At 72.9% G+C, this 22,234-nt stretch carries 19 protein-coding genes; 13 read left to right on the top strand and 6 right to left on the bottom strand.

Going from position 1 to position 22,234, the window contains the following annotated elements; all coding sequences use genetic code 11:
* The first annotated feature begins 206 nt into the window (after positions 1-206).
* The 4 genes from CLV43_RS18585 (at position 207) to CLV43_RS47835 (ending at position 5,129) form a co-directional block, all read left to right on the top strand.
* Positions 207-2,090 carry a bifunctional copper resistance protein CopD/cytochrome c oxidase assembly protein gene (locus CLV43_RS18585; RefSeq protein ID WP_245886656.1) on the top strand — a complete coding sequence of 628 codons (1,884 nt, stop codon included), beginning with the start codon at positions 207-209 and terminating at the stop codon, positions 2,088-2,090.
* 26 nt (positions 2,091-2,116) lie between these two features.
* Positions 2,117-4,339: a heavy metal translocating P-type ATPase gene (locus CLV43_RS18580; protein ID WP_106188473.1), complete on the top strand. Its 2,223-nt coding sequence runs from the start codon at positions 2,117-2,119 to the stop codon at positions 4,337-4,339.
* Between the two features lie 90 nt (positions 4,340-4,429).
* Positions 4,430-4,801, top strand: coding sequence for a hypothetical protein (locus tag CLV43_RS18575; RefSeq protein WP_106188472.1), 372 nt, complete (start codon positions 4,430-4,432; stop codon positions 4,799-4,801).
* A 160-nt stretch (positions 4,802-4,961) separates the two neighbouring features.
* Positions 4,962-5,129 carry a hypothetical protein gene (locus CLV43_RS47835; protein WP_170155896.1) on the top strand — a complete coding sequence of 56 codons (168 nt, stop codon included), beginning with the start codon at positions 4,962-4,964 and terminating at the stop codon, positions 5,127-5,129.
* 96 nt (positions 5,130-5,225) lie between these two features.
* Here the strand turns inward: CLV43_RS47835 and CLV43_RS18570 are convergent, their stop codons facing one another.
* Complete coding sequence (locus tag CLV43_RS18570; RefSeq protein WP_106188471.1) at positions 5,226-5,708, bottom strand: nuclear transport factor 2 family protein; 483 nt, start codon at positions 5,706-5,708, stop codon at positions 5,226-5,228.
* Positions 5,705-6,718: an NADP-dependent oxidoreductase gene (locus tag CLV43_RS18565; RefSeq protein WP_245886653.1), complete on the bottom strand. Its 1,014-nt coding sequence runs from the start codon at positions 6,716-6,718 to the stop codon at positions 5,705-5,707. Before CLV43_RS18565 ends, CLV43_RS18570 begins: the two co-directional genes overlap by 4 nt.
* Before the next feature lie 111 nt (positions 6,719-6,829).
* Here CLV43_RS18565 and CLV43_RS18560 point away from each other — a divergent pair, with 111 nt between their 5' ends.
* From CLV43_RS18560 to trpB, 3 genes are all read left to right on the top strand, one after another.
* The gene (locus CLV43_RS18560) at positions 6,830-7,384 is read left to right on the top strand and encodes a TetR/AcrR family transcriptional regulator (RefSeq protein WP_106188469.1); all 555 of its coding nucleotides are present in this window, start codon (positions 6,830-6,832) and stop codon (positions 7,382-7,384) included.
* Positions 7,385-7,448: 64 nt separating this feature from the next.
* Positions 7,449-8,234 carry a helix-turn-helix transcriptional regulator gene (locus CLV43_RS18555; RefSeq protein WP_211304407.1) on the top strand — a complete coding sequence of 262 codons (786 nt, stop codon included), beginning with the start codon at positions 7,449-7,451 and terminating at the stop codon, positions 8,232-8,234.
* 79 nt (positions 8,235-8,313) lie between these two features.
* A complete protein-coding gene (gene trpB / locus CLV43_RS18550; RefSeq protein ID WP_106188804.1) occupies positions 8,314-9,546 on the top strand; it encodes a tryptophan synthase subunit beta in 1,233 nt (410 codons plus the stop codon).
* 16 nt (positions 9,547-9,562) lie between these two features.
* Here the strand turns inward: trpB and CLV43_RS18545 are convergent, their stop codons facing one another.
* Complete coding sequence (locus tag CLV43_RS18545; protein ID WP_106188468.1) at positions 9,563-10,753, bottom strand: cytochrome P450; 1,191 nt, start codon at positions 10,751-10,753, stop codon at positions 9,563-9,565.
* 67 nt (positions 10,754-10,820) lie between these two features.
* The gene (locus CLV43_RS18540; RefSeq protein ID WP_106188467.1) at positions 10,821-12,314 is read right to left on the bottom strand and encodes an MFS transporter; all 1,494 of its coding nucleotides are present in this window, start codon (positions 12,312-12,314) and stop codon (positions 10,821-10,823) included.
* A 98-nt stretch (positions 12,315-12,412) separates the two neighbouring features.
* Here CLV43_RS18540 and CLV43_RS18535 point away from each other — a divergent pair, with 98 nt between their 5' ends.
* The 4 genes from CLV43_RS18535 to CLV43_RS18520 all read left to right on the top strand — a co-directional run bounded on the left by CLV43_RS18535 (position 12,413) and on the right by CLV43_RS18520 (position 19,266).
* On the top strand, positions 12,413-12,970 hold the full coding sequence (locus CLV43_RS18535; protein WP_106188466.1) for a TetR/AcrR family transcriptional regulator: 558 nt from the start codon (positions 12,413-12,415) through the stop codon (positions 12,968-12,970).
* Positions 12,971-13,173: 203 nt separating this feature from the next.
* Complete coding sequence (locus CLV43_RS18530) at positions 13,174-16,335, top strand: DUF4132 domain-containing protein (RefSeq protein WP_106188465.1); 3,162 nt, start codon at positions 13,174-13,176, stop codon at positions 16,333-16,335.
* Between the two features lie 99 nt (positions 16,336-16,434).
* The gene (locus tag CLV43_RS18525; protein ID WP_211304406.1) at positions 16,435-17,013 is read left to right on the top strand and encodes a TetR/AcrR family transcriptional regulator; all 579 of its coding nucleotides are present in this window, start codon (positions 16,435-16,437) and stop codon (positions 17,011-17,013) included.
* Between the two features lie 12 nt (positions 17,014-17,025).
* A complete protein-coding gene (locus CLV43_RS18520) occupies positions 17,026-19,266 on the top strand; it encodes a molybdopterin-dependent oxidoreductase (protein ID WP_106188464.1) in 2,241 nt (746 codons plus the stop codon).
* Positions 19,267-19,325: 59 nt separating this feature from the next.
* Here the strand turns inward: CLV43_RS18520 and CLV43_RS18515 are convergent, their stop codons facing one another.
* Positions 19,326-20,015 carry a WXG100 family type VII secretion target gene (locus CLV43_RS18515; protein ID WP_170155895.1) on the bottom strand — a complete coding sequence of 230 codons (690 nt, stop codon included), beginning with the start codon at positions 20,013-20,015 and terminating at the stop codon, positions 19,326-19,328.
* A 211-nt stretch (positions 20,016-20,226) separates the two neighbouring features.
* On the opposite strand from CLV43_RS18515, the gene CLV43_RS18510 reads away from it, so the two are divergent.
* Positions 20,227-20,979 (top strand): alpha/beta fold hydrolase, encoded by a 753-nt coding sequence (locus CLV43_RS18510; protein ID WP_106188462.1) that lies wholly within the window; start codon positions 20,227-20,229, stop codon positions 20,977-20,979.
* 22 nt (positions 20,980-21,001) lie between these two features.
* On the opposite strand, the gene CLV43_RS18505 is transcribed toward CLV43_RS18510, so the two are convergent.
* Positions 21,002-21,820, bottom strand: a complete 819-nt coding sequence (locus tag CLV43_RS18505; protein ID WP_106188461.1) for an SGNH/GDSL hydrolase family protein — start codon at positions 21,818-21,820, stop codon at positions 21,002-21,004.
* A gap of 168 nt (positions 21,821-21,988) precedes the next feature.
* Here CLV43_RS18505 and CLV43_RS18500 point away from each other — a divergent pair, with 168 nt between their 5' ends.
* Positions 21,989-22,216: a hexameric tyrosine-coordinated heme protein gene (locus CLV43_RS18500; protein ID WP_106188460.1), complete on the top strand. Its 228-nt coding sequence runs from the start codon at positions 21,989-21,991 to the stop codon at positions 22,214-22,216.
* Positions 22,217-22,234 lie beyond the last annotated feature (18 nt).

Genomic DNA, 22,234 nt, shown 5'->3' with positions numbered 1-22,234 from the left:
CCGCTCACGCATTACCCGTTTGCGCTTTTCACAGTGCGGGGTTTCCTGTGACGGATTCGTCCTTGATCCGGGCCGCCGAACCTGCATGAATCGGGTATTCGCGGTGACCCAGGTGGAATAGGACCGCGACTGGTCGACGTGTGGGTCGGATTACACCCGGGACGGTTCCGGGAACTACCCCGATGGGGGATGCGACAAGCACTCACGTGAAGGTGGATCGAGCCGCGCTGATCGGCTGCGGCGCAGGGGCGCTCGGTGTCGTGGTGGTCGTCCTGTGGGCGGGCGACGTGCACGCGGTGCTGGGGGACAGCGACCCCGGCAGGCTCGCCTCGCTCCTGTTCGGACTGGTCAGGTCCACGGCCGACGCCGCGGGAGTGGTCGCCGTGGGCGCCTTGGCGTTCGCGGTGTTCGTAGTGCCCGCGGGGCGGGGGGAGGGGTTGTCCGCGGACGCGTTCGCCGCGGTGCGCACCGCGTCCACGGCCGCGGCGGTGTGGGCGGCCGCCGCCCTCGCGGCGGTGCCGTTGTCCGCGGGCGACGCGTCCGGACTGCCCCCGGCCGTGGTGTGGGACAACCTGGCCGCGCTGGTCGACGCCACGGAGGAGCCCAAGGCGTGGCTGCTCGTGGTCGGTGCCGCGCTGGTCGTCGCCGTGGGCGCGAGGGTGACGCTGACCTGGGCCACGGCCGCCCTGTGGCTGGTGATCGCCACCGTCGGTCTGCTGCCACCGGTCATCGCCGGTCACGTGTCCGTCGGCGCGTGGCACGACGTGGCGACCAACGCGATGGTGTGGCACGTCCCGGCAGCCGGGGTGTGGGTGGGCGCGCTGGTCGCACTGCGCGCGTTCCTGCGCCGACCGGGGTCGCGCGACCGCGAGCTGGTGCTGCGCCGCTACCGCGGGCTCACCCTGGTGTGCCTGGGTGTGCTGGTGCTCAGCGGCACCGTGACCGGTCTGGTGCTGGCGCGCGGAGCGGTCGACGGCTACGCGGTGCTGCTCGCCGTGAAGGTGGCCGTCTGCGGCGCCTTGCTCGTGCTGCGCCGCTGGTGGGGCGCGCGGTGGCCGTTCGCGGTCGAACTGGTCGTGCTCGGACTCGCCATGGCGGCGTCGGTCGGGCTGACCCACCTGGTGCCGCCGTCCTACCTCGCCGACCGGCCCACGGTCCAGGAGACGTTGCTGGGCTACGACCTCCCCGCGCCACCGACGATCGGTGCGGTGCTGCTGGACTGGCGCCCCGACCTGCTGCTCGGGCTGGGCGCGGTCCTGCTGGCCGTGGCCTACGCCATCGGTGTGCGGGCGCTGCGCCGCCGCGGTGACGCCTGGCGGGTCGGGCGCACGGTGGCGTGGCTGTCGGGCTGCCTGGTGGTGCTGGCGACCACCTCCTCCGGCCTGGGCCGCTACTCGCCCGGCACCTTCAGCCTGCACATGGTCGCCCACATGTCGCTGACGATGCTCGCCCCGGTGCTGCTGGTCCTCGGCGGGCCCGTCACGCTGGCGCTGCGGACCCTCCCGCCGGGTCCCCGTGCGTGGCTGCTCGCCCTGACCCGCTCCAGAGCCGCTCGGCTGGTCGGGCATCCGGCCGTCGCCGCGATCGTGTTCGTAGCCTCGTTCTACCTGCTCTACTTCTCCGGCCTGTTCGGCGCGGCGATGCCCTACCACTGGGCGCACCAGCTGATGAACCTGCACTTCCTGCTGTCGGGCTACGCCTTCTACTGGCTGGTGATCGGCGTCGACCGGCCACCGCACCCCCTGCCGCACCTGGCCCGCCTGGGGCTGCTGTTCGCGGTCATGCCGTTCCACGCGTTCTTCGGCGTGATCCTGATGAGCACGCGGACCGTGGTCGCCGAGACCTACTACCGGTACCTGGACCTGTCCTGGGTGCCGGACCTGCTCACCGACCAGCGCCTGGGCGGCGGGATCGCCTGGGCCACCGGGGAGCTCCCGATGCTCGTGGTCGTCGTCGCCCTGCTGCGGCAGTGGGCGGCGGCCGACCGGCGCGAAGCCACCCGGACCGACCGGCGCCTCGACAGCGGCGAGGACGACCGGCTCGACGCCTACAACGCCATGCTCGCCGACCTCGTCGAGCGCGGGCACTAGAACCACCCACCACCGGAGTGACAGCGATGACCGCACTGCTGACCGGCGCGCCCGCGTCGGTCGAACTGGCCGTGTCCGGCATGACCTGCGCGGCCTGCGCCGCCCGCGTCGAGCGCAAGCTGAACAAGCTCGACGGGGTGCACGCCTCGGTCAACTACGCCACCGAACGGGCGGTCGTGCACCTCCCACCGGGGCTCGCCGCCGAGGACGCGGTCGAGGCGGTGCGCCGCGCGGGGTACGACGCGCGCGTCCGCCTGCGCGACGACGACAGCCGCGCCGCGCACACCGCCAAGGTGGACGACCTGCGCAGGCGGCTCGTGGTCGCGGCGGTGCTGGCGATCCCGCTGGGCAACCTGTCCATCACCCTCGCCCTGGTGCCCGCCCTCCGGTTCCCCGGCTGGGAGGCGCTGTGCGTGCTGCTGGCGCTGCCGGTGGTCGGCTACTCGGCGTGGCCGTTCCACCGGGCGGCGGTGCGCACCCTGCGCCACGGGTCGTCCAGCATGGACACCCTGGTGTCGCTGGGGGTGCTGGCCTCGTTCGGCTGGACGGTGTGGTCGGTGCTCTTCGGCGCCGACCGGCCCGGCTACTGGCTCGGGTTCGGCACCACGACCTCCGGCGCGGACGCCGTCTACCTCGACGTCGCGGCGGGCGTGACCACGTTCCTGTTGGCGGGCAGGTACTTCGAGAGCCGTTCCCGGCGCAGCGCGGTCGACCTGCTGGCCGCGCTCGCCGGGTTGGCGGCCAAGGACGTCCGGGTCCTGCGCGACGGTGTCGAACGCGTCGTCCCCGTCGCCGAGCTGCGCGTCGGGGAGCTCTTCGTCGTCCGGCCCGGTGAGGCGCTGGCCGCCGACGGCCAGGTCGTCGAAGGGGACTCGGCCGTGGACGTCTCGGCGGTGACCGGCGAGTCGGTTCCCGTCGAGGTGGAACCGGGCTCGCGGGTCGTCGGCGGCACGGTCAACCAGGCCGGGCGACTGGTCGTGCGCGCCACCGGGGTGGGCGCCAACACGCAGCTCGCGCAGATGAGCGTGCTCGTGGAGGAGGCCACCCAGCGCAAGTCGTCCGTGCAGCACCTGGTGGACCGGGTGTGCGCGGTGTTCGTGCCCGCGGTCCTCGCGGTGGCGCTGGTGGCACTGGGAGGGTGGCTGGCAGCCGGGTACGGCGTGCGCGAGGCCTTCACCGCGGCCGTGTCGGTGCTGATCATCGCCTGCCCGTGCGCGCTGGGCCTGGCCACGCCGACCGCGCTGGTGGTCGGTGTGGCCCGCGCCGCGCAGTTCGGCGTCCTGATCAAGGGGCCGGACGCGCTGGAGGCCACCCGCGCGGTGGACACCGTGGTGCTGGACAAGACCGGCACCGTGACCACCGGCCGGATGTCCGTCGTGGACACCACCCCGTTCACCGGTGTGTCCGCAGTGGACGTCCTGCGGTGGGCGGGCGCGGTCGAGGCGGCCTCGGAGCACCCGATCGCCGAGGCCGTGGTCCGGGCGGCCGGAGCGGACCTGCCCGCGGTCACCGCGTTCCGGGCGCTCGTCGGCGCGGGAGCGCGGGGTGACGTCGACGGGCACCCGGTGGTGGTCGGCAGCCTCGCGTCGATGGCCGTCGAAGGTGTCACCGCCTCCGCGTCGGTGCACCGGTGGCTCCTGGCCGAGATGGCCTCCACCCGCGTGCTCGTGGCGCGCGACGGCGAGGTGGTCGGCGGGATCGCGTTGCGCGACACCGTGAAACCCGGTGCGGCCGCCGCCGTGGCCCGCCTGCACCGCCTCGGCCTGCGCACCGTGCTGCTCACCGGCGACAACGCGGTGGTCGCCCGCGCGGTCGCCGACGAGATCGGCATCACCGAGGTGATGGCCGACGTCCGCCCCGCCGAGAAGGCCGCGGCGGTGGAGGTGCTGCGCGAGAAGGGGCACCGGGTCGCCGTGGTGGGCGACGGCGTCAACGACGGGCCCGCGCTCGCCTGCGCGGACCTGGGCATGGCGATGGCGCGGGGCAGCGACATCGCCGTCCAGGCCGCCGACGTCGTGGTCGTGCGCGACGACCTCACCGCCGTGCCGGACGCCATCGTGCTGGCCAACCGCACCCTCGGCGTGATCCGGGGCAACCTCGTGTGGGCGTTCGGCTACAACGTCGCCGCGATCCCGCTGGCCGCCTTCGGACTGCTCAACCCGCTCATCGCGGGAGCGGCCATGTCGCTGTCGTCGGTGCTGGTGGTGACCAACAGCCTCAGGCTGAGGGGGTTCACGCCCGGCGGCTGACGGCGGATCCGGCACCGCCGGACGGCAAGTAGGGTGTGGCTACCTCGACTGAGTCCGCAGCGCGGGGAGGGAGCCGAGCGGGTGCAGGCAGTGGCGAGAGCGCGCCGATCCGGGCTCCTGCTCGCCCTGCTGCTGGCCCTGCTCGGAGTGAGCGCACCCTCGGCACCGCTCGTCGACGGCGGGAACGCGGCCGACCACCGGGTGCCGGGCGTCGGGTCGGCGTCGTCCGTCCCGACGATGCACGACGGCATGCAGGACCGCGTCCGGCTGTTCGCGGTGGCCCGGTCCGTCCAGGCGACGTCGCTGCCGGACACCTGGTGGGCCGTGTGCCCGCGGCGGATCGGTGAGGCCGCTCGGAACGGGCCTTCGCCCACCGATGCCGTCGACCGCACCGCGACGGCGTCCGCGATGTCGACACCGCGGACGGGGCGAGCACCCCCGGTCCCGTTGTCGACCACCTGAACCGAATCCTTCCCGCCGCGCGTCGATCGCGCTCGCCTTCCCGCGGTCGTGGGTCGGCGGCTTCCGCGTGCCCACGTGTGCCGTCCCGTCCTGGCCGCGTGGGGTGAACGCGGTCGGCGGCGTGCGTCCGCACCGCTGGAACTCCCCCTAGGGCAGGAACATGTTCGCTGTTGTGCTCGTGCTGTTCATCGGCGTTGTCGTGGCAGGCGTCGGCCTCCTGGCGGCGATGCTCGTCAAGGACAAACCGCTCCTCGGTGTCCTGGGCCTCGTCTTCCTGGCTGGCCCCGGCGCGTTGTTGGCGGTCCTGACCGCCGCGTTCCAGAGCTGAACCCCGGCTCGTCGAGCTCGTCACCGACGAGCTCGACGAGCCGGCCCGCGCAGGAAGGCGTTGTCGGCAAAAGCGCGATCCCCGATCGGCGACGCGCTACCAGGCGTTGTCGGTGCCGAGGAACAGCTCGGCGATCCGCCACCCGCCCCCGGCCCGTTCGAGCCGGAAGGTGTAGAAGCCGGTCGCGATCACGCCCGAGCCCCCGCCCGCGTTCGACGTGAGCATGAGGTAGGCGTGCGCGACCGCCGTACCGGCGTCGGCGCCGCGGAGGACGACGTTGACCAGGTTGTGCCGCCGCTGGTCGGTCTCCGCGTCGATCGCCTCGCGGACGAACCGGAGGATCGCCGCGCGTCCGGTGACCGGTCCGAGGTCGCTCTGGCCGGCGATGGTGAACGCCCACGTGGCGTCCTCGGTCAGGACGGACTCCAGCTCCGCCAGGTCCTGCTGGTCCAGGGCGAAGGCGTAGCGGACCAGCACCTGGTGGATGGCCAGCTGCTCCGCCGGGGCGAGGGCGACCGGCCCCGGACCGATCGTGGTGAGGTGGCTGCTTCCCCAGCCGGGGGCGGCGTGCGGGCTCATGCGACGGTCAGGACGATCTTGCCCCGCAGGTGTCCGTCGGCGGCCCGCTTGTGCGCCGACTGGGCGTCCTCGAGCGGGAAGGTGCTGTCGATCGCCACGCGGATCGTGCCGTCCTCGATCAGGCGGGCCAGCTCGGTGAGCTGTGCGCCGTTCGCGCGGACCTGGGTCGCGGTGACCGTGACGCCGAGCCTGGTGTTCTCGTCCTCGTCGAACTCGCCGAAGTACACGGGGTAGAGGGCGCCGCCGCGCTTGAGGGTGCGCAGGAACCGCCTGCTGCGGGGGCCTCCGACGTTGTCCATGACGAGGTCGACGTCGCGGACGGTGTCCTCGGGGCGGTCCTTGGTGTAGTCGATGAACTCGTCGGCGCCGAGCTCGCGCAGGAACGCCTCGTGGGAGCCGGAGGCCACGGCGATGACGCGGGCGCCGCGCCACTTGGCCAGTTGGAGGGCGAGGTGCCCCACACCGCCCGCCGCGCCGTTGACGAGCACGGTCTTCCCGCTGTCGAGGGCCATCGGGCGGTGTCGGGCCCGCTGGAACGGCGAGGGGTGGTCGTGGCCGAGCTCGACCAGGAACTGCCACGCGGTCAACCCCGACATGGCCAGGCCCGCGGCCTGCACGTGGTCGACGGAGGCCGGCTTGCGGGCGAGGTCGGAGGCGGGCGCGGTGGCGTACTCGGCGTAGGCGTCGCTCTGCAGGGCGGTGGGGAAGCGCAGCATGCCGAGCACCTCGTCGCCGACCGCGAAGGCGTCGACGTCGGCGCCGACGGCCGCCACGACGCCCGAGACGTCGGTACCGGGGATCAGGGGCAGGTGGATCGGGGGCTTCAGCTCGGCGGGCACGCCGGGCATGCCTTCGCGGGCGTACCAGTCGGGCGGGTTCAGGCCGACCGCGTGCACGCGGATGAGCACCTCGCCCGGCCCCGCCTCGGGCACCGGCACCTGCTCGTACCGCAGCACCTCGGGGCCGCCGAACTCGTGCAGCCGGATCGCCTTCATGGTCTGTGTGGGCACAGCGCTCTCCTGCGTCTCTCGCGGGCTAGACTAAGTGAACCAGGGATCCGTTTTTCCGGACCACTGATCCGAATATATGGTTCAGTGATCCGGTTAGTCAAGGGGTGGCACATGAGGGCGGACGCCCAGGCCAATCGCGACCGCCTGCTCGTCGTGGCCGGCGCCGTCCTCGCCGAGCAGGGCGTCGACGCGTCGATGCGCGACATCGCCCGCAAGGCCGAGGTCGGGCTGGCGACGCTGCTGCGGCACTTCCCGACCAGGGAGGCGCTGCTGGAGGCACTGCTGCGCACGGGCTTCGACGAGCTGACGGCGCGAGCCGCCGAGGTCGAGGCCACCCGCTCACCGCAAGAGGCGCTGATGGGCTGGATGCGCGAGTTCGTCGGGTTGACCACGGACTACCACGGGGTGGTGACGTCGATGGTGAAGGCCATCGAGGAGCCCGAGTCCGCCCTCCACGCCTCCTGCGTCGCCCTGCGCGCGGCAGGCGCCCAGCTCCTCGTCCGGGCCCAGGCCGCGGGCGTGGCGCGGACCGACGTCGACGGCGCGGACCTCTTCTCGCTGGTGTCGGCGTTCGCCTGGCTGGGCGACCAACCGGGGCAGGAGGCGCGGGCCAAGCGGCTCTTCGACCTGGTGATGGGCGCGGTCCTGACGGACTCGGCGGTCTGATGCGCGGGGCGGGCCCGCGCGACGCGGGCGGCGGCGTTCGGACGTCCGGTGGAGACTCGTCGTCGTGACACGGGTCGACTCGATGACGTTCGCGCTCCAGCACGCGGACCTGCTCCGCGCGCGGGCCGCGGCGGTGGACTTCGACCCGCACCTGCACGGCACGTACTCGGTCGTGGTCGTCACGGGCGGGAGCGCGCACATCCGGTCGAGTCGTTGGAGCGGGACCGTCCACGCGGGCGACGTGTTCTTCTTCAACCCGTTCGAGGTGCACGCGGGCCGGAGCGCGGGCAGTCCCGCGCGGTACGACGTCCTCTACCCGTCGGAGGCGTTCCTCGACAGCTGCACCGGGACGATCGGGCCGGACGAGGTCCGGACCGTGCGCACCGACGTGGTGACGCGGAGCCGGGCGACCCGTGGGCTGGTCGACGCGCTGTCGGCGCCGGTCGTCGACGACACGTCGGTCGAGGAGTCCCTGCGGCGGGTGCTGCGGGACTGCGCGTTCACGGTGGAGTCCCCGACGTCGACCCCGCTGTCGATCGCGCGCACGGTGTGCGGGCTGGTGAGGCGGGACGACCTGGCCTCGACCCGCACCGACGACCTGGCGCGCGAGATCGGGGTCAACCCGAGCCACCTCGTGCGCTCCTTCCGCAGGACGGTCGGCATTCCCCCGCAGACCTACGTCCGCCAGGTCCGCGTCGCCAGGGCGCGTGAGCTCATCTGCGCCGGGTTCGGGCTGAACGACGTCGCGCAGATGGTGAACTTCAGCGACCAGCCGCACCTCACCCGCGAGTTCAAGAAGGTGTTCGGCGTGCCGCCGGGAGCGCTGTCGCGGGGCGTGCACCGCACCTAGGGCGTGGCGGCGCGCACATCCTGTTCAAGATTCCGGGGTTCGGCCGGGCTTACCGTCGACTGCCTGAAAGGTGGTCACGATGCCGCACAGCGGAAGCACCCACGCCGACCGTTTCCCCGATGCCGACGGCTACTACGGGGACTTCGGCGGCAACCACTGGCCTCCGCACCTGGGACCGGTGCTCGACGAGCTCGCCGGTGCGTACGAGGAGATCCGGTCGTCGCCGGACTTCCGGCGCGAGCTGGACACCGTCCGAACCGGACTGCAGGGCAGACCGACGCCGGTGCACCACCTGGAGAACATCTCGGACGAGATCGGTGGCGCCGGGCTCTACGTCAAGCGCGAGGACCTCAACCACACCGGTGCGCACAAGATCAACCACTGTGTCGGGTTCGCGCTCCTGGCCAGGAGGATGGGCAAGCGGAAGCTGATCGCCGAGACGGGCGCGGGACAGCACGGCGTCGCACTCGCCAGTGCCGCCGCCCGGTTCGGGCTCGACTGCGAGGTGCACATGGGCGCGGTCGACGTCGACAAGGTCGACGCGAACGTCGGCCTCATGCGCCTGCTGGGCGCGCGGGTCGTCCCGGTGGCCTCCGGCCAGGCGACGTTGAAGGAGGCCAGCGACTCCGCGTTGCACGCCTACAGCGAGCAGCACGGCCACGCCCTCTACGCGATCGGCTCGGCCATCGGACCGCACCCGTTCCCGATGATCGTCCGGGACTTCCAGTCGGTCGTCGGGCAGGAGGCCCGCGCCCAGTTCCTGTCGATCACCGGCGGAACGCTGCCCGACCACGTCGTCGCCTGCGTCGCCGGTGGCTCCAACGCGCTCGGGGTGTACTCCGGTTTCCTGGACGACCCCGAGGTCGCCCTGCACGCGGTCGAACCCCTCGGCAGGAGCGCCCGACCCGGTCAGCACGCGGCCACCCTGACCTTCGGACGTCCGGGAACCCTGCACGGCGCCCGGTCGGTCGTCCTCCAGGACGACGGCGGCGGACCCTCGACGGTGCTGTCGGTCGCCTCGGGACTCGCCTACCCCGGTGTCGGCCCCGAGATCGCCATGCTGCGCGCGACCGGCCGGTTGTCCGTCGACACCGCGTCCGACGAGGAGGCGGTCGCCACGTTCGTCCGCGTCGCGCGGTCGGAGGGCATCGTCCCGGCGCTCGAGAGCTCGCACGCGCTCGCGTTCGCGATCCGCCTGGCGGCGGGCAGGCCGCCCACCGAGCGCATCCTGGTCAACCTGTCGGGGCGCGGCGACAAGGACGTCGACTTCGTGCTGGCCAGGCAGGACGGCGGTGGGGTGCTCGGGGGCTGACGGGCCGCGGTCCCGCTCACGCGGGCTCGTCCCACGTCACGGGCACCTCGTGGATGCCGTAGACGAGGGCGTCGTCCTTGTAGGGCAGCGCGTCGGCGGGAGTGGCCAGCCGGAGCGTCGGAACCCGGCGGAAGAGCGTGTCGAAGACGATCTGCAGCTCCATCCGGGCCAGGTTCTGGCCGAGGCACTGGTGGATGCCGAAACCGAAGGCGAGGTGGTTGCGGGCGCCCCGGTCGAGCTTGATCTCGTCCGCCTCGTCGAAGGCCGAGGGGTCGTGGTTGGCGGCGTTGCTCAACGCGAGGACGGGGTCGCCCGCCCGGATGGTCACGTCGCCGATCTCGACGTCCTCGACGGCCACGCGGGCGTTGGCGAACTCGGCGATGGTGTAGACCCGCAGCAGCTCCTCGACCGCGAGCGGGGTGCGCGTCGGGTCCTCGCGCAGCGCCGCCAGCTCCTCGGGGCGCTCCAGCAGCGTCACCACCCCGAGCGAGATCATGTTGGCGGTGGTCTCGTGCCCGGCGACCAGCAGCAGGAACGCCAGCGACACGACGTCGTCGGGGTCGCCGCCCTGGGCGAGCTGGCGGCCCAGCAGGTCGTCGGTCGGTTCGGCGGCCTTCTTGGCGACCAGGTCCTTGAGGTAGTCGCGCAGCTCCGTGAGCGACTGCCTCCTGCCCTCGGCGGTGAGGGCGCGGCTCAGCAGGGTCGAGCTGCGCGCCTGGAAGAAGTCGTGGTCGTGGTAGGGCACGCCGAGCTGTTCGCAGATGACCAGTGACGGCACCGGCAGGGACAGGGCCTGCACGAGGTCGACGGGGCGCGGCCCGGCCAGCAGCGCGTCGACGCGCTCGTCGACGATCTTCTGGATGCGCGGGCGCAGGCCCGCCATGCGGCGCACGGTGAACTCGCCGACCACGGCCTTGCGCGCCGGACCGTGCTCGGGCTGGTCCAGCTGGATCATCGTGCGGCGCATGATGTCGTAGGCGGGCCGGTCGCGGGTGAACCGGGGGAAGCCGGGGTTGCGGCGGTCGGAGCTGAAGCGCGGGTCGGTGAGCACGGCCCGGACGTGCTCGAGCCTGCCCACCGCCCAGGCGACCTGGCCGCTGGGCAGGGTCACCCTGGAGATCCCGGAACCGGTGTCCCGGATGCGGGTGTGCTCGTCCGGGGGCGCGTACGGGCAGCGCCGGGCGGTCTGCAGGTCGGGTGCGGTCATCGGGAGCCTCCATCGCTCAAGATCGAATCCAAGCGCACTGGGATTATTGGTCGCGGGCGGCACCGCGTTACTCGGTCCTCGCCTCGGCGAGGTCCGCGCGGTCGTCGCGTGGTCGGGGGATCGGGGCGCCGGCGAGCCGCAGGCCGTTGCGCGCGGCGGCGGCTTTGGCCCAGCCGCTGGTGGACACGACGCCGAGCGCGAGTGCGACGAGTCCGCAGCCCCCCAGGACGGCCCAGGCGGTATGGCCGGCGTCGACGAAACCGGTGCCGGTGCCCGCCACGATCGAGCCGGTGACGGCGACGCCGATGGAGGCGCCGAACTGGCGGGCGCTGGCCACGAGGGCGCCCGCGACGCCGACCTGGTCGGACGGCATGCCGGAGACGGCGGTGTTGGTGACCGGTGGGCTGGTCATGCCCGCGCCGAGGCCGAAGACGGCGTAGGCGGCCAGCAGGTGGACGGTCCCGGTGGACGCGGCCAGGGGGACGAGCAGGAAGGCGCCGACGGCGAGCAGCGCGCCGCCCAGCGTGAGGGGGAGGCGGGGGCCCCGTGAGGCGAGGAGCCGCCCCGAGAGGGTCGCGGCGACCGCCTGCCCCGCGGCCATCGGGATGATCATCAGCCCGGCGTGCAGCGGGCTGAGGTGTCGGACGTCCTGGAGGTAGAGGGTGTTGAGGAACAGGAACCCGCCGAGGCAGGCCGACATCACCACGGCGATCGCGTTCGCGCCGGAGAACGGGGGGCTGCGGAAGAACCGCAGGTCGACCAGCGGCTCGGACCGCCGGGGCTCGACGGTGAGGATCCCGAGGAGGGCCAGGACGGCGAGCACCACCAGCCCGAGGATCCACGGGTTCGTCCACCCGCGGTGGGGGCCCTCGATCGTCGCGGCGACGATCGACGCGAACAGGACGACGATCAGCGCCTGGCCTGCCGGGTCGAACGCGCGGGCGCGGGCGGCCTTGGACTCGGGCACGAACCGGCGGGTGAGCAGGAGGACGGCGATCCCGATCGGGACGTTCACCCAGAACACCGATCGCCAGCCGACTCCGCCGACCAGCAGGCCGCCGAGCACGGGCCCGGCCGCGATGGTCACCCCGATCACCGATCCCCACACGCCGATCGCCCGCGCCCGTTCCCGGCCGTCGGTGAACACGCTGACGATGATCGACATCGCGACCGGGTTGAGCATCGAGCCGCCCACCCCCTGCAGGCCGCAGAAGGCGATCAGCCACCCGGCGCCCGGTGCCAGGCCGCACAGGAGCGAGCCGAGGGAGAACAGCGACAGGCCGAGCTGGAAGATCCGCTTGCGGCCGAAGCGGTCGGCCATCGAGCCGGACAGCATGAGCAGGCAGGCCATGACCAGGGAGTAGGCGTCGACCGTCCACTGGAGGGCGCTGACCGAGGCGTGCAGGTCCCTGCCGATCGACGGGAGCGCGACGTTGACGATGGTGAGGTTGATGCCGGTCACGCCCACGCTGAGGCAGCAGATCGCCAGCACCAGCCTGCGGCGGACGGGGTGTGGCGGGCCGGTCGTCGCCGTCGCCGCGGGGTTGTTCGCTGTGCTCATGGCTGGTCCTCGAACGGGTTCGGTAGAGTCCCCGAGGGAAACGGAGAGGGTGTTCACATTATGTGGGGACCCTCCCCACTTATGCAAGGGACGTTCGAATGACCGACCACCCGCCCGCTCGAAGAGCCGACGCGACCCGCAACCGCCAACGGATCCTCGACGCCGCGCGCACCGCCTTCGCCGCCACCGGGGCCGAGACGTCGATGGCCGAGATCGCCCGGAGGTCCGGGGTCGGCTCGGCTACCCTGTACCGCAACTTCGCGACCCGCCACGAGCTGCTGGAGGCGCTGCTCGTCGACGAGGTCGACGAGGTCTGCGCCGCCGCCGCGACGGTCGAGGGCGACAGCCCGGCGGACCGGCTCACGGCCTGGCTGCGCCGGTTCTTCCAGTACGTCGCCACCAAGCGGCCGGTGGTGCTCGGGCTGCTCGAGCACACCGACACGTCCGATCCCGTCTTCCAGACCCGCGGCCGGATGCTCACCGCGGGCAGGCCGCTGCTGGCCGCCGCCCAGGACGCGCGGCAGATCGCGGGCGACCTCGACCTCGATCAGGTCCTCGACCTCGTGATGGCCATCGCGAAGATCCCCGGCACCCCGGAGTACCGGCAGCCGATCCTCGACGCGGCACTGGCCGGGCTGCACACGCGCGACACCTGACGCCTCCGCCGTGCCGATCCGGTCTTGCGCGGGTGACCAGGGCGGCTGTGCGCCGCCGGTCGGAATTGTCGGACCACCCCAATAAGGTCTGCGGCACCGGCCCGGCCGTGGCGGGGGACTGGAGCTTTCCGTCCTTTGTGGACCTTCGCCTCGGCGGTCCGGTGTGGTGGTCCTGAGAAGTCGTCGACCGGTGAAGGGGCGATGTGAGCACGTCTGCGTTCGGCGTTCCCGTCGAGTGGTGGCCGCACGTCCACGTGCGGCGCGGCGGCGGGGTTCAGGGTGGTGCCGTGGTCGACGTCGGCGCGGTGGAGAAGGCACGGGCGGTGCTGGCCGCGGACCTGCCCAGGGTGGAGGCGGTGCTGGACGAGCCGTCGAGCGATCCCGAGCTGGTCTCCGCGGCTCGCGCGCACCTGGCGGGCGAGGCGTCGCCGGTGGGCGCGGCGGTGGTGGCGGTGCTGCTGGGGTCCGAGGCGTGGGCGGCCGACGCGATGGTGGTGCGGCACGGGCTGCCGTTGGCCGCGCGTGCCGTCGTGGAGATGCCCGGCGTCGAGGTGCACCGGACCCTGTGGTCGTCCTGCCTGCGACGGGTGCCGGAGCCGGGCGAGGTCGGCCTGCGGACCGCGCGGCGGTTGCGGGCCTTGCTCGCGGAGGCCTCCGACGCGGAGCACGAGGACGCCGTGGAGGCCGTGGGATCCCAGCGCACCGGTCTCGGCGCGATGGTGCTGGCGTCGTACCTCTTCCCGACCCGGCGGGACTGGGTCGACGAGGCGCTCGGCGAGGTCGAGCGGACCGAGGTCCCCGAGCGCGTGCGCGCGTCCGCGGTGCTGGCCTACTCGGTCGGCACAGTGGCCCAAGTGGACCGGGTTCTGCGGCGGTACCCCCGGCACGGGCGGGACGGCCTGTTCACGGTGGTCGACGGCGTCGGCCCGGACGCCGTGCCCGCCCTCGCGGTGCTCCTGGACACCGGTCGGGAGTCGGACGGCGACGTGCGGGACGTGGTCCTGGAGGCGATGGCCGCGTTCCCGACTCCCGCGACGTTCGACGCGCTGCTGGCCCGCCTGGAGGTCAGGCGGGTGCTGCCCACCGTGGTCGACCTGGCCCGCCGCGACCCCGTGACGGCGCTGCACCGGTTCGCCGCCGCCGAGGACCCCGTGGCCGGAAGGTTGCTGGAACGCCACCTCACGAGTAATCCCGAACTGGCCGAGCGCGACGACCTGCCCGACGCCGTGCGGGAGTCGGTCGAGCAGACGCGCGCGGCCCTCGACGTGGCGCCCCCGGGCGCGCTGCCCGCCGTGCTCGTCGACCCGCCGTGGGTGGCGGAGGTCGTGCCCGCGGAACCGTTGGTGGTGAAGGGCCTTCGTGCGGTGGACCGCCCGGCGGTGGAGTGGGAACCCGGCGAGCGGGAGAGGTACGAGGGCGGGCTCGGCGGCCACGCCGAGTCCGTCGACTGGGCTCCGACCATCGAGGAGTACCTGGCGGGTGGGCTCCACGGCGTCCGGCAGGTCGCACTCTTCGCCCACGGCCCGGTGGACGTGCTCCGCCCGCTGGTGGCCGAGTGGGACGTCGGCGCGATCTCCGTCGGAGCCGACGACGGCAAGCGGCTCCTGGCCCGGTTCGGGGTCGACGCCATCCCGAACGCCCTGGCCATCGCGACCCTGTCGCGGGAGGGCAAGGGCGACCTGGTGGCGCCGGTGGTGTCGCTGAAGGCGGCGCGGCTGGTCGCGAAGTGGCTGGTGAAGCTCAAGTCCGCCCAGGAGTTCGCCCCGACGTGGCTGCGGCGGCACGCGGGCCCCGCCGCCCGGTTGCTGGTGCCCGACGCGGTGGGCAAGCCGGGTGGGGCGCGCCAGGCCGCGGAGGCGGCGCTGCGCGTCATCCCGGAAGAGGCCGTGGCCGCGGCGCGCGAGTACGGACCCGAGGCGGAGAAGGCCGTCGAAGCCGTGCTCGCGGACGTGCCGCCGGTGGTGGCCCCAGGGTTCGGCGACTGGCTCGACCCGGTCGTGCTGCCCCCGGTCCGGTTGTGCGGGACGAGGCAGGCGCTGCCCGCCGACGCCGTCCGCAACCTGCTGGTCCTGCTGGCGCTGAGCACGCCGGACGTCGAGCACGCCGGGGTGGAGGCCGTCCGGGAGGCGTGCGACGCGGCGTCGCTGGCGCGGTTCTCGTGGGAGCTGTTCGAGCTGTGGCGGAAGAACGGCATGCCCGCCGAGGAGGGCTGGGTGCTGCCGTCGCTCGGCCTGCTGGGCGACGACGGGACGGCACGCGCGTTGGAGCCGTTCATCCGCGTGTGGCCGGGGGAGTCGCAGCACGCGCGTGCGGTGGTCGGGTTGGACGTGCTGGCCGCGATCGGCACCGACACGGCGTTGGGGGTGCTGAACCGGATCGCGCAGCGGGTGGCGTTCGGCGGGATCCGGTACCGGGCTCGGGAGAAGGTCGAGGAGGTCGCGGCCGGGATGGGGCTGACCGCCGACGAGCTGGGCGACCGGCTGGTGCCCGACCTCGGGCTGGACGACGCGGCGGCGACGACGGTCGACTACGGCCCGCGGCGGTTCACCATCGGGTTCGACGAGCAGCTGCGGCCGTTCGTGCTGGACGGGGCCGGCACGCGGCTGAAGGCGCTGCCGAAGCCGGGTGCGCAGGACGACGGCGAGCTGGCGGTCGCGGAGCACAAGCGGTTCGGGCAGCTGAAGGAGGACGTCCGCGCGGTCGCCGCCGACCAGGTGGTCAGGCTGGAGCGGTCGATGGTGCTGGAACGCCGGTGGCCCGCCGCCGCGTTCCGCGCGCTGCTGGTCGCCCACCCGCTGCTGCGGCACCTGGTCCGGCGGCTGGTGTGGGTGACCGGCGCCGGGCGCTCGTTCCGGGTGGCCGAGGACGGCACGTTCGCGGACGTGCGCGACGACACCTTCCCGTTGCCGGAGGACGCCGTCGTCGGGGTGGCGCACTCGGTGCACCTGGGCGAGGACGTGGCGCCGTGGGCGGAGGTGTTCGCCGACTACGGGATCCTGCAACCGTTCCGGCAGCTGGGGCGGCCGGTGCACCGGTTCACCGAGGCCGAGCTGTCGTCGGGGGTGCTGGACGGGTACCGGGGCGTCCGGGTCGACGCAGGCAGGCTGTTGGGGCTGACCAAGGGGGAGTGGGAGCGCGGCACGCCGATGGACGCCGGGATCGAGAACGGGATCACCCGCTCCCTGCCCGGTGGCGGCTCGATCGCGATCACCCTGGACCCCGGCCTCGTGGTCGGGATGCCGCACGAGTCCGGACCCCAGCACCTGCGCGAGGTCGGCCTGGTCGGGGCCGGTCGCACCTTCGCCGAGCTGAGCCCGGTGACCGCGTCGGAACTGCTGGCCGAACTGGCCACCCTGGTGGACTGACGGGCGGCGCCGGGTCGATCACAACCCCTAGGACGACCGCTGGCCCATGACACCGATTATGGACTCTGCAATACTCCTTATTCGAGGGAGCGGGGAGCGATGGCCGACCAGGGCAGGCAGGGCACCAAGCAGCGGATGCTGGACAGCGCCGTGCTGCTGCTGCGGGAACGCGGCGCCGCCGGCGTGACGGTCGACGCGGTGCTGGCCCACAGCGGCGCGCCGCGGGGGTCGGTCTACCACCACTTCCCCGGCGGCCGGAACGAGATCGTCCTGGGGGCGGTCCGCCAGGCCGGGGACTTCATCACCGCGATGGTCGAGGACTCGGCGTCGGAGGGCGACGTCCAGCAGACGCTCGACCGCCTGGTGCTCTTCTGGAAGCGGGCGCTGACCAAGACCGACTACCGGGCGGGGTGCCCCGTCGCGGCCATGGCGTCGGACAGCCGCGACCTCGTCCCCGACGCGGGCGAGGTGGTGCGCGAGATCTTCGCCCGATGGCACGCGAGCCTCACCGACGTCCTGTGCGCCAGCGGTTTCCCGGCACCGCGCGCGCACCGGCTGGCGACGTTGGTCGTGTCCGCCATCGAGGGAGCGGTCATCCTCTGCCGGGCCGACCGCGACCTGGGCCCGCTCGACGACGTGCTGGTCGAGATGACGTCCCTGCTGGAGCGACGAGACTAGGAGCCCGACCTGATGTGGAAGCCCAGCGCCTGCATCCTCTGCGAGTGCAACTGCGGGATCGAGATCCTGGTCGGCGAGGACGGCCGGTCGTTCGACAAGATCCGCGGCGACAAGCTCCACCCCGCGTCGGCCGGCTACACGTGCAACAAGGCGCTGCGCCTGGACCTGCACCAGAACGGGAACACCGGTCGGATCACGCGCCCGTTGCGGCGCCGGCCCGACGGCACGTTCGAGGAGGTCGACTGGGACACCGCCATCAGCGGGATCGCCCGGCGGCTGGGTGAGGTCCGCGACGCCTTCGGCGGGGAGACGATCTTCTACTACGGTGGCGGTGGCCAGGGCAACCACCTCGGCGGCGCGTACTCGCCCGCGGGCATGGCCGCGTTCGGCGGCCGCTACCGCTCGTCCGCGCTCGCCCAGGAGAAGACCGGCGAGTTCTGGGTCAACGCCCGCATGACCGGCGCCATGGTCCGCGCGGACTTCGAGCACTGCGAGGTCGCGCTGTTCATCGGCAAGAACCCCTACCAGTCCCACGGGTTCCCGCGCGCCCGCTCGGTGCTCAAGGACATCGCCAAGGACCCGGCCCGGTCGATGGTCGTGATCGACCCCGTGCGGACCGAGACGGCGGAGCTGGCCGACTTCCACCTCCAGGTCCGGCCCGGCACCGACCTCTACCTGGTGACCGCGCTGGCCGCGGTGCTCGTGCAGGAGGGGCTGATCGCCGCGGACTGGCTCGCCGAGCACGCGGACGGCCTCGACGCCGTCACCGACGTCCTGGGGCGAGTACCCGTCGCCGACTACTGCGCCGTCGCCGACGTCGACGAGGCGCTGGTGCGCTCGGTGGCCGCCCGGATCGCGGAGGCGGAGTCCGTCGCCGTGTTCGAGGACCTCGGGGTCCAGATGAACCGCGACTCCACGCTGGTGAGCTACGTCGAGAAGCTGGTCTGGCTGCTCACCGGCAACTTCGGCAAACGGGGCGCCCAGTACGTGCCCTCCAGCCTGGTGCCGATCGGCCGCGACCGCGGGTACGCGGGCGACGAGGGCCCGCGCAGCCCGGTCGCGGGCGCGCGGATCATCAGCGGCCTCGTCCCGTGCAACGTGATCGCGGAGGAGATCCTGACCGACCACCCGGCCCGCTACCGGGCGATGGTGGTCGAGAGCGCCAACCCCGCGCACTCCCTGGCCGACTCGGCCCGGATGCGCGAGGCGCTCGCCGCGCTGGAGCTCGTGGTGGTGATCGACGTCGCGATGACCGAGACCGCGCGCCTGGCCGACTACGTGCTGCCCGCGCCGACGCAGTTCGAGAAGTTCGAGGCCACCTTCTTCAACTTCGACTTCCCGCGCAACGTCTTCCACCTGCGGCACCCCGTCGTGCCCGCACCGGAGGGCGTGCTGCCCGAACCGGAGATCCACGCCCGGCTCGTCGAGGCCGCCGGTGTGCTCACCGAGCAGGACTACGCGCCGCTGCGGGCGGCCGCGGCGGTGGGGCGCGCCGAGTTCGCGCAGGCGTTCCTCCCGGTCCTGGCGGACCCGGTGAAACGGCGGTTCGCGTCCGTCCTGCTGTACCGCACGCTGGGGCCGACGCTGCCGCACGACGCCTCCGCGGCCGCTGTGCTGTGGATGGCCGCGCACGAGTGCGCCCGCAAGAACCCGGCAGGTGTCGAGAAAGCTGGCTACGGGACCGGGTTCGGTGCGGGGGAGCGGCTTTTCGACGCGATCGTGCACGGCTCGCACGGCGTGGAGATCACCCACGACGAGGACGACGCGTCGTGGCGGCGCCTGCCCGGTGAGCGGATCAACCTGGATGTGCCGGAACTGCTCGCCGCCGTGGCCGCGTTGCGCGACCGCCCTGTCCCGCACCAGGACCCGGACTGGCCGTTCGTGCTGTCGGCGGGGGAACGGCGAGCCTTCACGGCCAACACGATCATGCGCGATCCCAGCTGGCGACGGCGCGACCCGGACGGACGGCTGCGCATCAGCACCACCGACGCGACCCGGCTGGGCGTCACGACCGGCGACCGGGTCAGGCTCACCACCCGACGGGGGAACGCGGAAGTGCCCGTCGACGTCACGGAGACCATGCGGTCGGGCCACATCTCATTGCCCAACGGCCTCGGGCTCACCGTGCGGGAGCGCACGGGAGTCGCCCCGAACGAGCTCACCGCCGCCGAGGACCGCGACGAGTGGGCGGGCACACCGTGGCACAAGCACGTGCCCGCCCGGCTCGAACCGCTGGGGGCGGAGCAGGGGTGAGGTGAGACCCGTCCGGCGCGCACGGCTGAGCGTCCTTTTCGGACACCGCGACGGGTCCGTCAGCCCCCCGGCCGGACACCCAGCTGCCTGGCGATCCGATCCCGTTCCGCGGGCGGGAACTCGGCGAGCCAGCTGTCCCTGCTGCTGACCAGCATCGAGTACCGCATGCTCGCCGGCATCAGGGAACCGACCCAGTTGCCCCGGTCGGAGTTCCAGAACCTGGTCTCCTCCTCGGCGATCCGCTGGAGCACGGCGACGGCTTTCGCGCGCTGACCGGGCGGGGACGGCTGAGGGGGTCGGCCGAGCTTGGCCGGGATGACGTCGCCCTGCTGGAACGGCCGGTCGCCGGAGACCGGAGTGGTCGACGGCATCCCGCGGGTGGTGCTCGGCGAGCCCGTCCCGGAAGCGGCGGCTCCGGAGGTGGAGGTGGTACCGGAGTGGTCCGGCTCCCCGTCGACGCCGCGGAACAGCTGGGCTTGCGCCTCGTCGACCTGCTGGTAGAGGTCGGCGGTCTCGCGCAGCCCGACCCGCACGTCGGTGAGGGACACGGCGCCTCCCGCGATGGCGTCGCGGACCTGGTCGGCGGCGAGCACGAGAGCCGAGGCGAAGGAGGCTCCGAACAAGCCGAACGCGTCACCGCCCACCGCGGCCCGCGCCGTGTCGCCTGCCGCGTCCACCTGGTCGGAGAAGATCGAGACGGCTTCGGCGTGCGCCCGCACCTCGCCGACGTCGACGTCGAACCCACTCATGCGCGCCCACCCCGTCGACGACGTCCGACCAACCGGAACCCCGTCACCATCCCGCTGCCCGGTATCGCGTGGCCAGGGAAACCCGGCGGAAGGTTCCGCTTTGCCTGCGCTCGGCCCAACCGGGGGCGTCGCGGAGTCATGCGCTTGCGGCATGACGAGGTGCGGAACAGGTCTTGGACGTCGGTGCCGGGGTGTTGCTGTAGTAGCCGGTATGACCATCGTCTTCGTCCACGGTGTCCCGGTGACCTCAGCGGTGTGGGCACCCCTGATCGCGGAGCTGCCCGAAGCCCGGCAGCGGGATGTGGTGCGGCTTTCGCCGTTGGGGTTCGGCGCCGCTCTGCCCGCGGGCTTCGGCGCCACCTTCCTCGACTACCGGGACTGGCTCGTGGAGGAGTTGTCGCGGTTCACCACGCCGGTGGACCTGGTCGGCCACGACTTCGGCGGCGGTTACGTGCTGGAGGTGGCGATGGCACGTCCCGACCTGCTGCGCAGCTGGGTCAGCGACACCATCGGCGGCTACGAGCCGGACTTCACCTGGCACGAGATCGCCAAGGTCTGGCAGACGCCGGGGGACGGTGAACGCCACCTGGAGGAGACCTTCTCCGGGGACGTCGCCGCGCGCACGGCGCGCATGGTCTCGTGGGGCATCCCGGAGTCGGCGGCCGGAGCGGTGGCGCTCGGCCAAGGTCCCGACATGGCCAGGGCGATCCTCGCGCTGTACCGCTCCGTGCCCGAGGACGTGCTGGCCGGACGCGGGCGTGATCTGGCCCGCGCGGCGGCCCGACCCGGTCTGGTGCCCGTGGCCACCGACGACCTCACCGCGGGCAGCGTCGCCCTCCGCCACCGCGCCGCCGGGCGCGCCGGTGCCCGTGCCGTCGACCTCGACGGTCTCGGCCACTGGTGGATGCTCCAGGACCCGGTCCGGTCCGCCCGCGTGCTGTCGGACTTCTGGGACGGCCTGTAGTTGCGGCACATCCGCCGCGCCGTCACGACAAGCGCGGTGCCTCGATCCGGTGCAGCTGCGGGTGCTTGGCCGTGCGCTGGTCGCCGGAGGACTGCCCGCGCAGGCGCCTGCCCAGCCACGGACGCAGGAAGGTGGCGGCCCAGCGCAGTTCGGCGGCGGCACCCCGTGGCGTCGGCATGAGGTCGGGTGGCGGCGGTTGGGTCCAGGAGTCGCTGCTGCCCGGCACCCCCAGGGCGTGCGCGACCGCGTCGGCGATCAGCTGGTGCCCCAACGGGCTGCAGTGCAGCCGGTCCTCGCTCCAGAACCGGCGGTCGGCGACGGAGGAGTGCCGGGCGATCTCCGCGACCGCGACCCCGTGCCGGGCGGCCGCGGCGCGGATCCGGTCGTTGATGTCGAGGATGCGGGAGCGGACCGGTCGGGCGAGGGGGATGACCCTGGTGAGGTCGGGGAACGTCACGGTCGCCACGCGGGCTCCGGACTCGGTCAGCGCGGCGAACATCGCCTCCAGGTGACCGACCACCGCGGCCGTCTCGACCCGCGGCCGGAGCAGGTCGTTGACCCCGGCGACGACAGTGGCCACGTCGGGACGCAGGGCGAGAGCGGGCCCCAGCTGCTCGGCCCGGACCTCGCCCGCGCGCCTGCCGCGGACGGCGAGGTTGGCGTAGCGGAACCCTGGGTTGCCGACGGTGAGGTTCTCGGCGAGCCGGTCGGCCCACCCCCGCAGGCCCGTGATGTCGTCACCGTCCCCGACGCCTTCGGTCTGGCTGTCGCCCAAGGCGACGTAGCGCAGGTACTCGGTGCTGCGAACGGGGTCGGGGGCGCTCGTCTCGTGCGGCTTCATCGACTGTCCAGGGCCTCCATAGTCATAATGTTGACTAATAATAACCACGACTACACATGGCACGTCCACCACGTGGACAGCGGTCGGTGGTGATGCGGCTCATGCTTGATTCATATTGGTTCATGCACTAATAATTAGCGCGTTAACTAACACGACGAAGGAGACACCATGACGACCGCGACCGACCTCTCGCTCATCACCCCCACCGTCGAGGAGGGGCGTGCGCTGGCGATCAAGCTGGCCAGGAGCACCGTCAAGGCGACGCAGCCCGACGCCGAGGTGCGGGTCAGGCTGCGGCCGGTCTACGCCGAGGACCCGGTGGCGCTGGTCGCGATCGCGCACGTGGTCGCGGTGGAGTTCGCTACGATCGCGGCGGCCAACCACTACTGGCGCTAGGACGCTCCCATCGCCCAC

Origin of the sequence: Umezawaea tangerina (assembly GCF_003002815.1) — a bacterium.
GTDB classification, from domain to species: Bacteria; Actinomycetota; Actinomycetes; order Mycobacteriales; family Pseudonocardiaceae; genus Umezawaea; species Umezawaea tangerina.
This window is presented reverse-complemented; position numbering and strand designations above follow the sequence as displayed.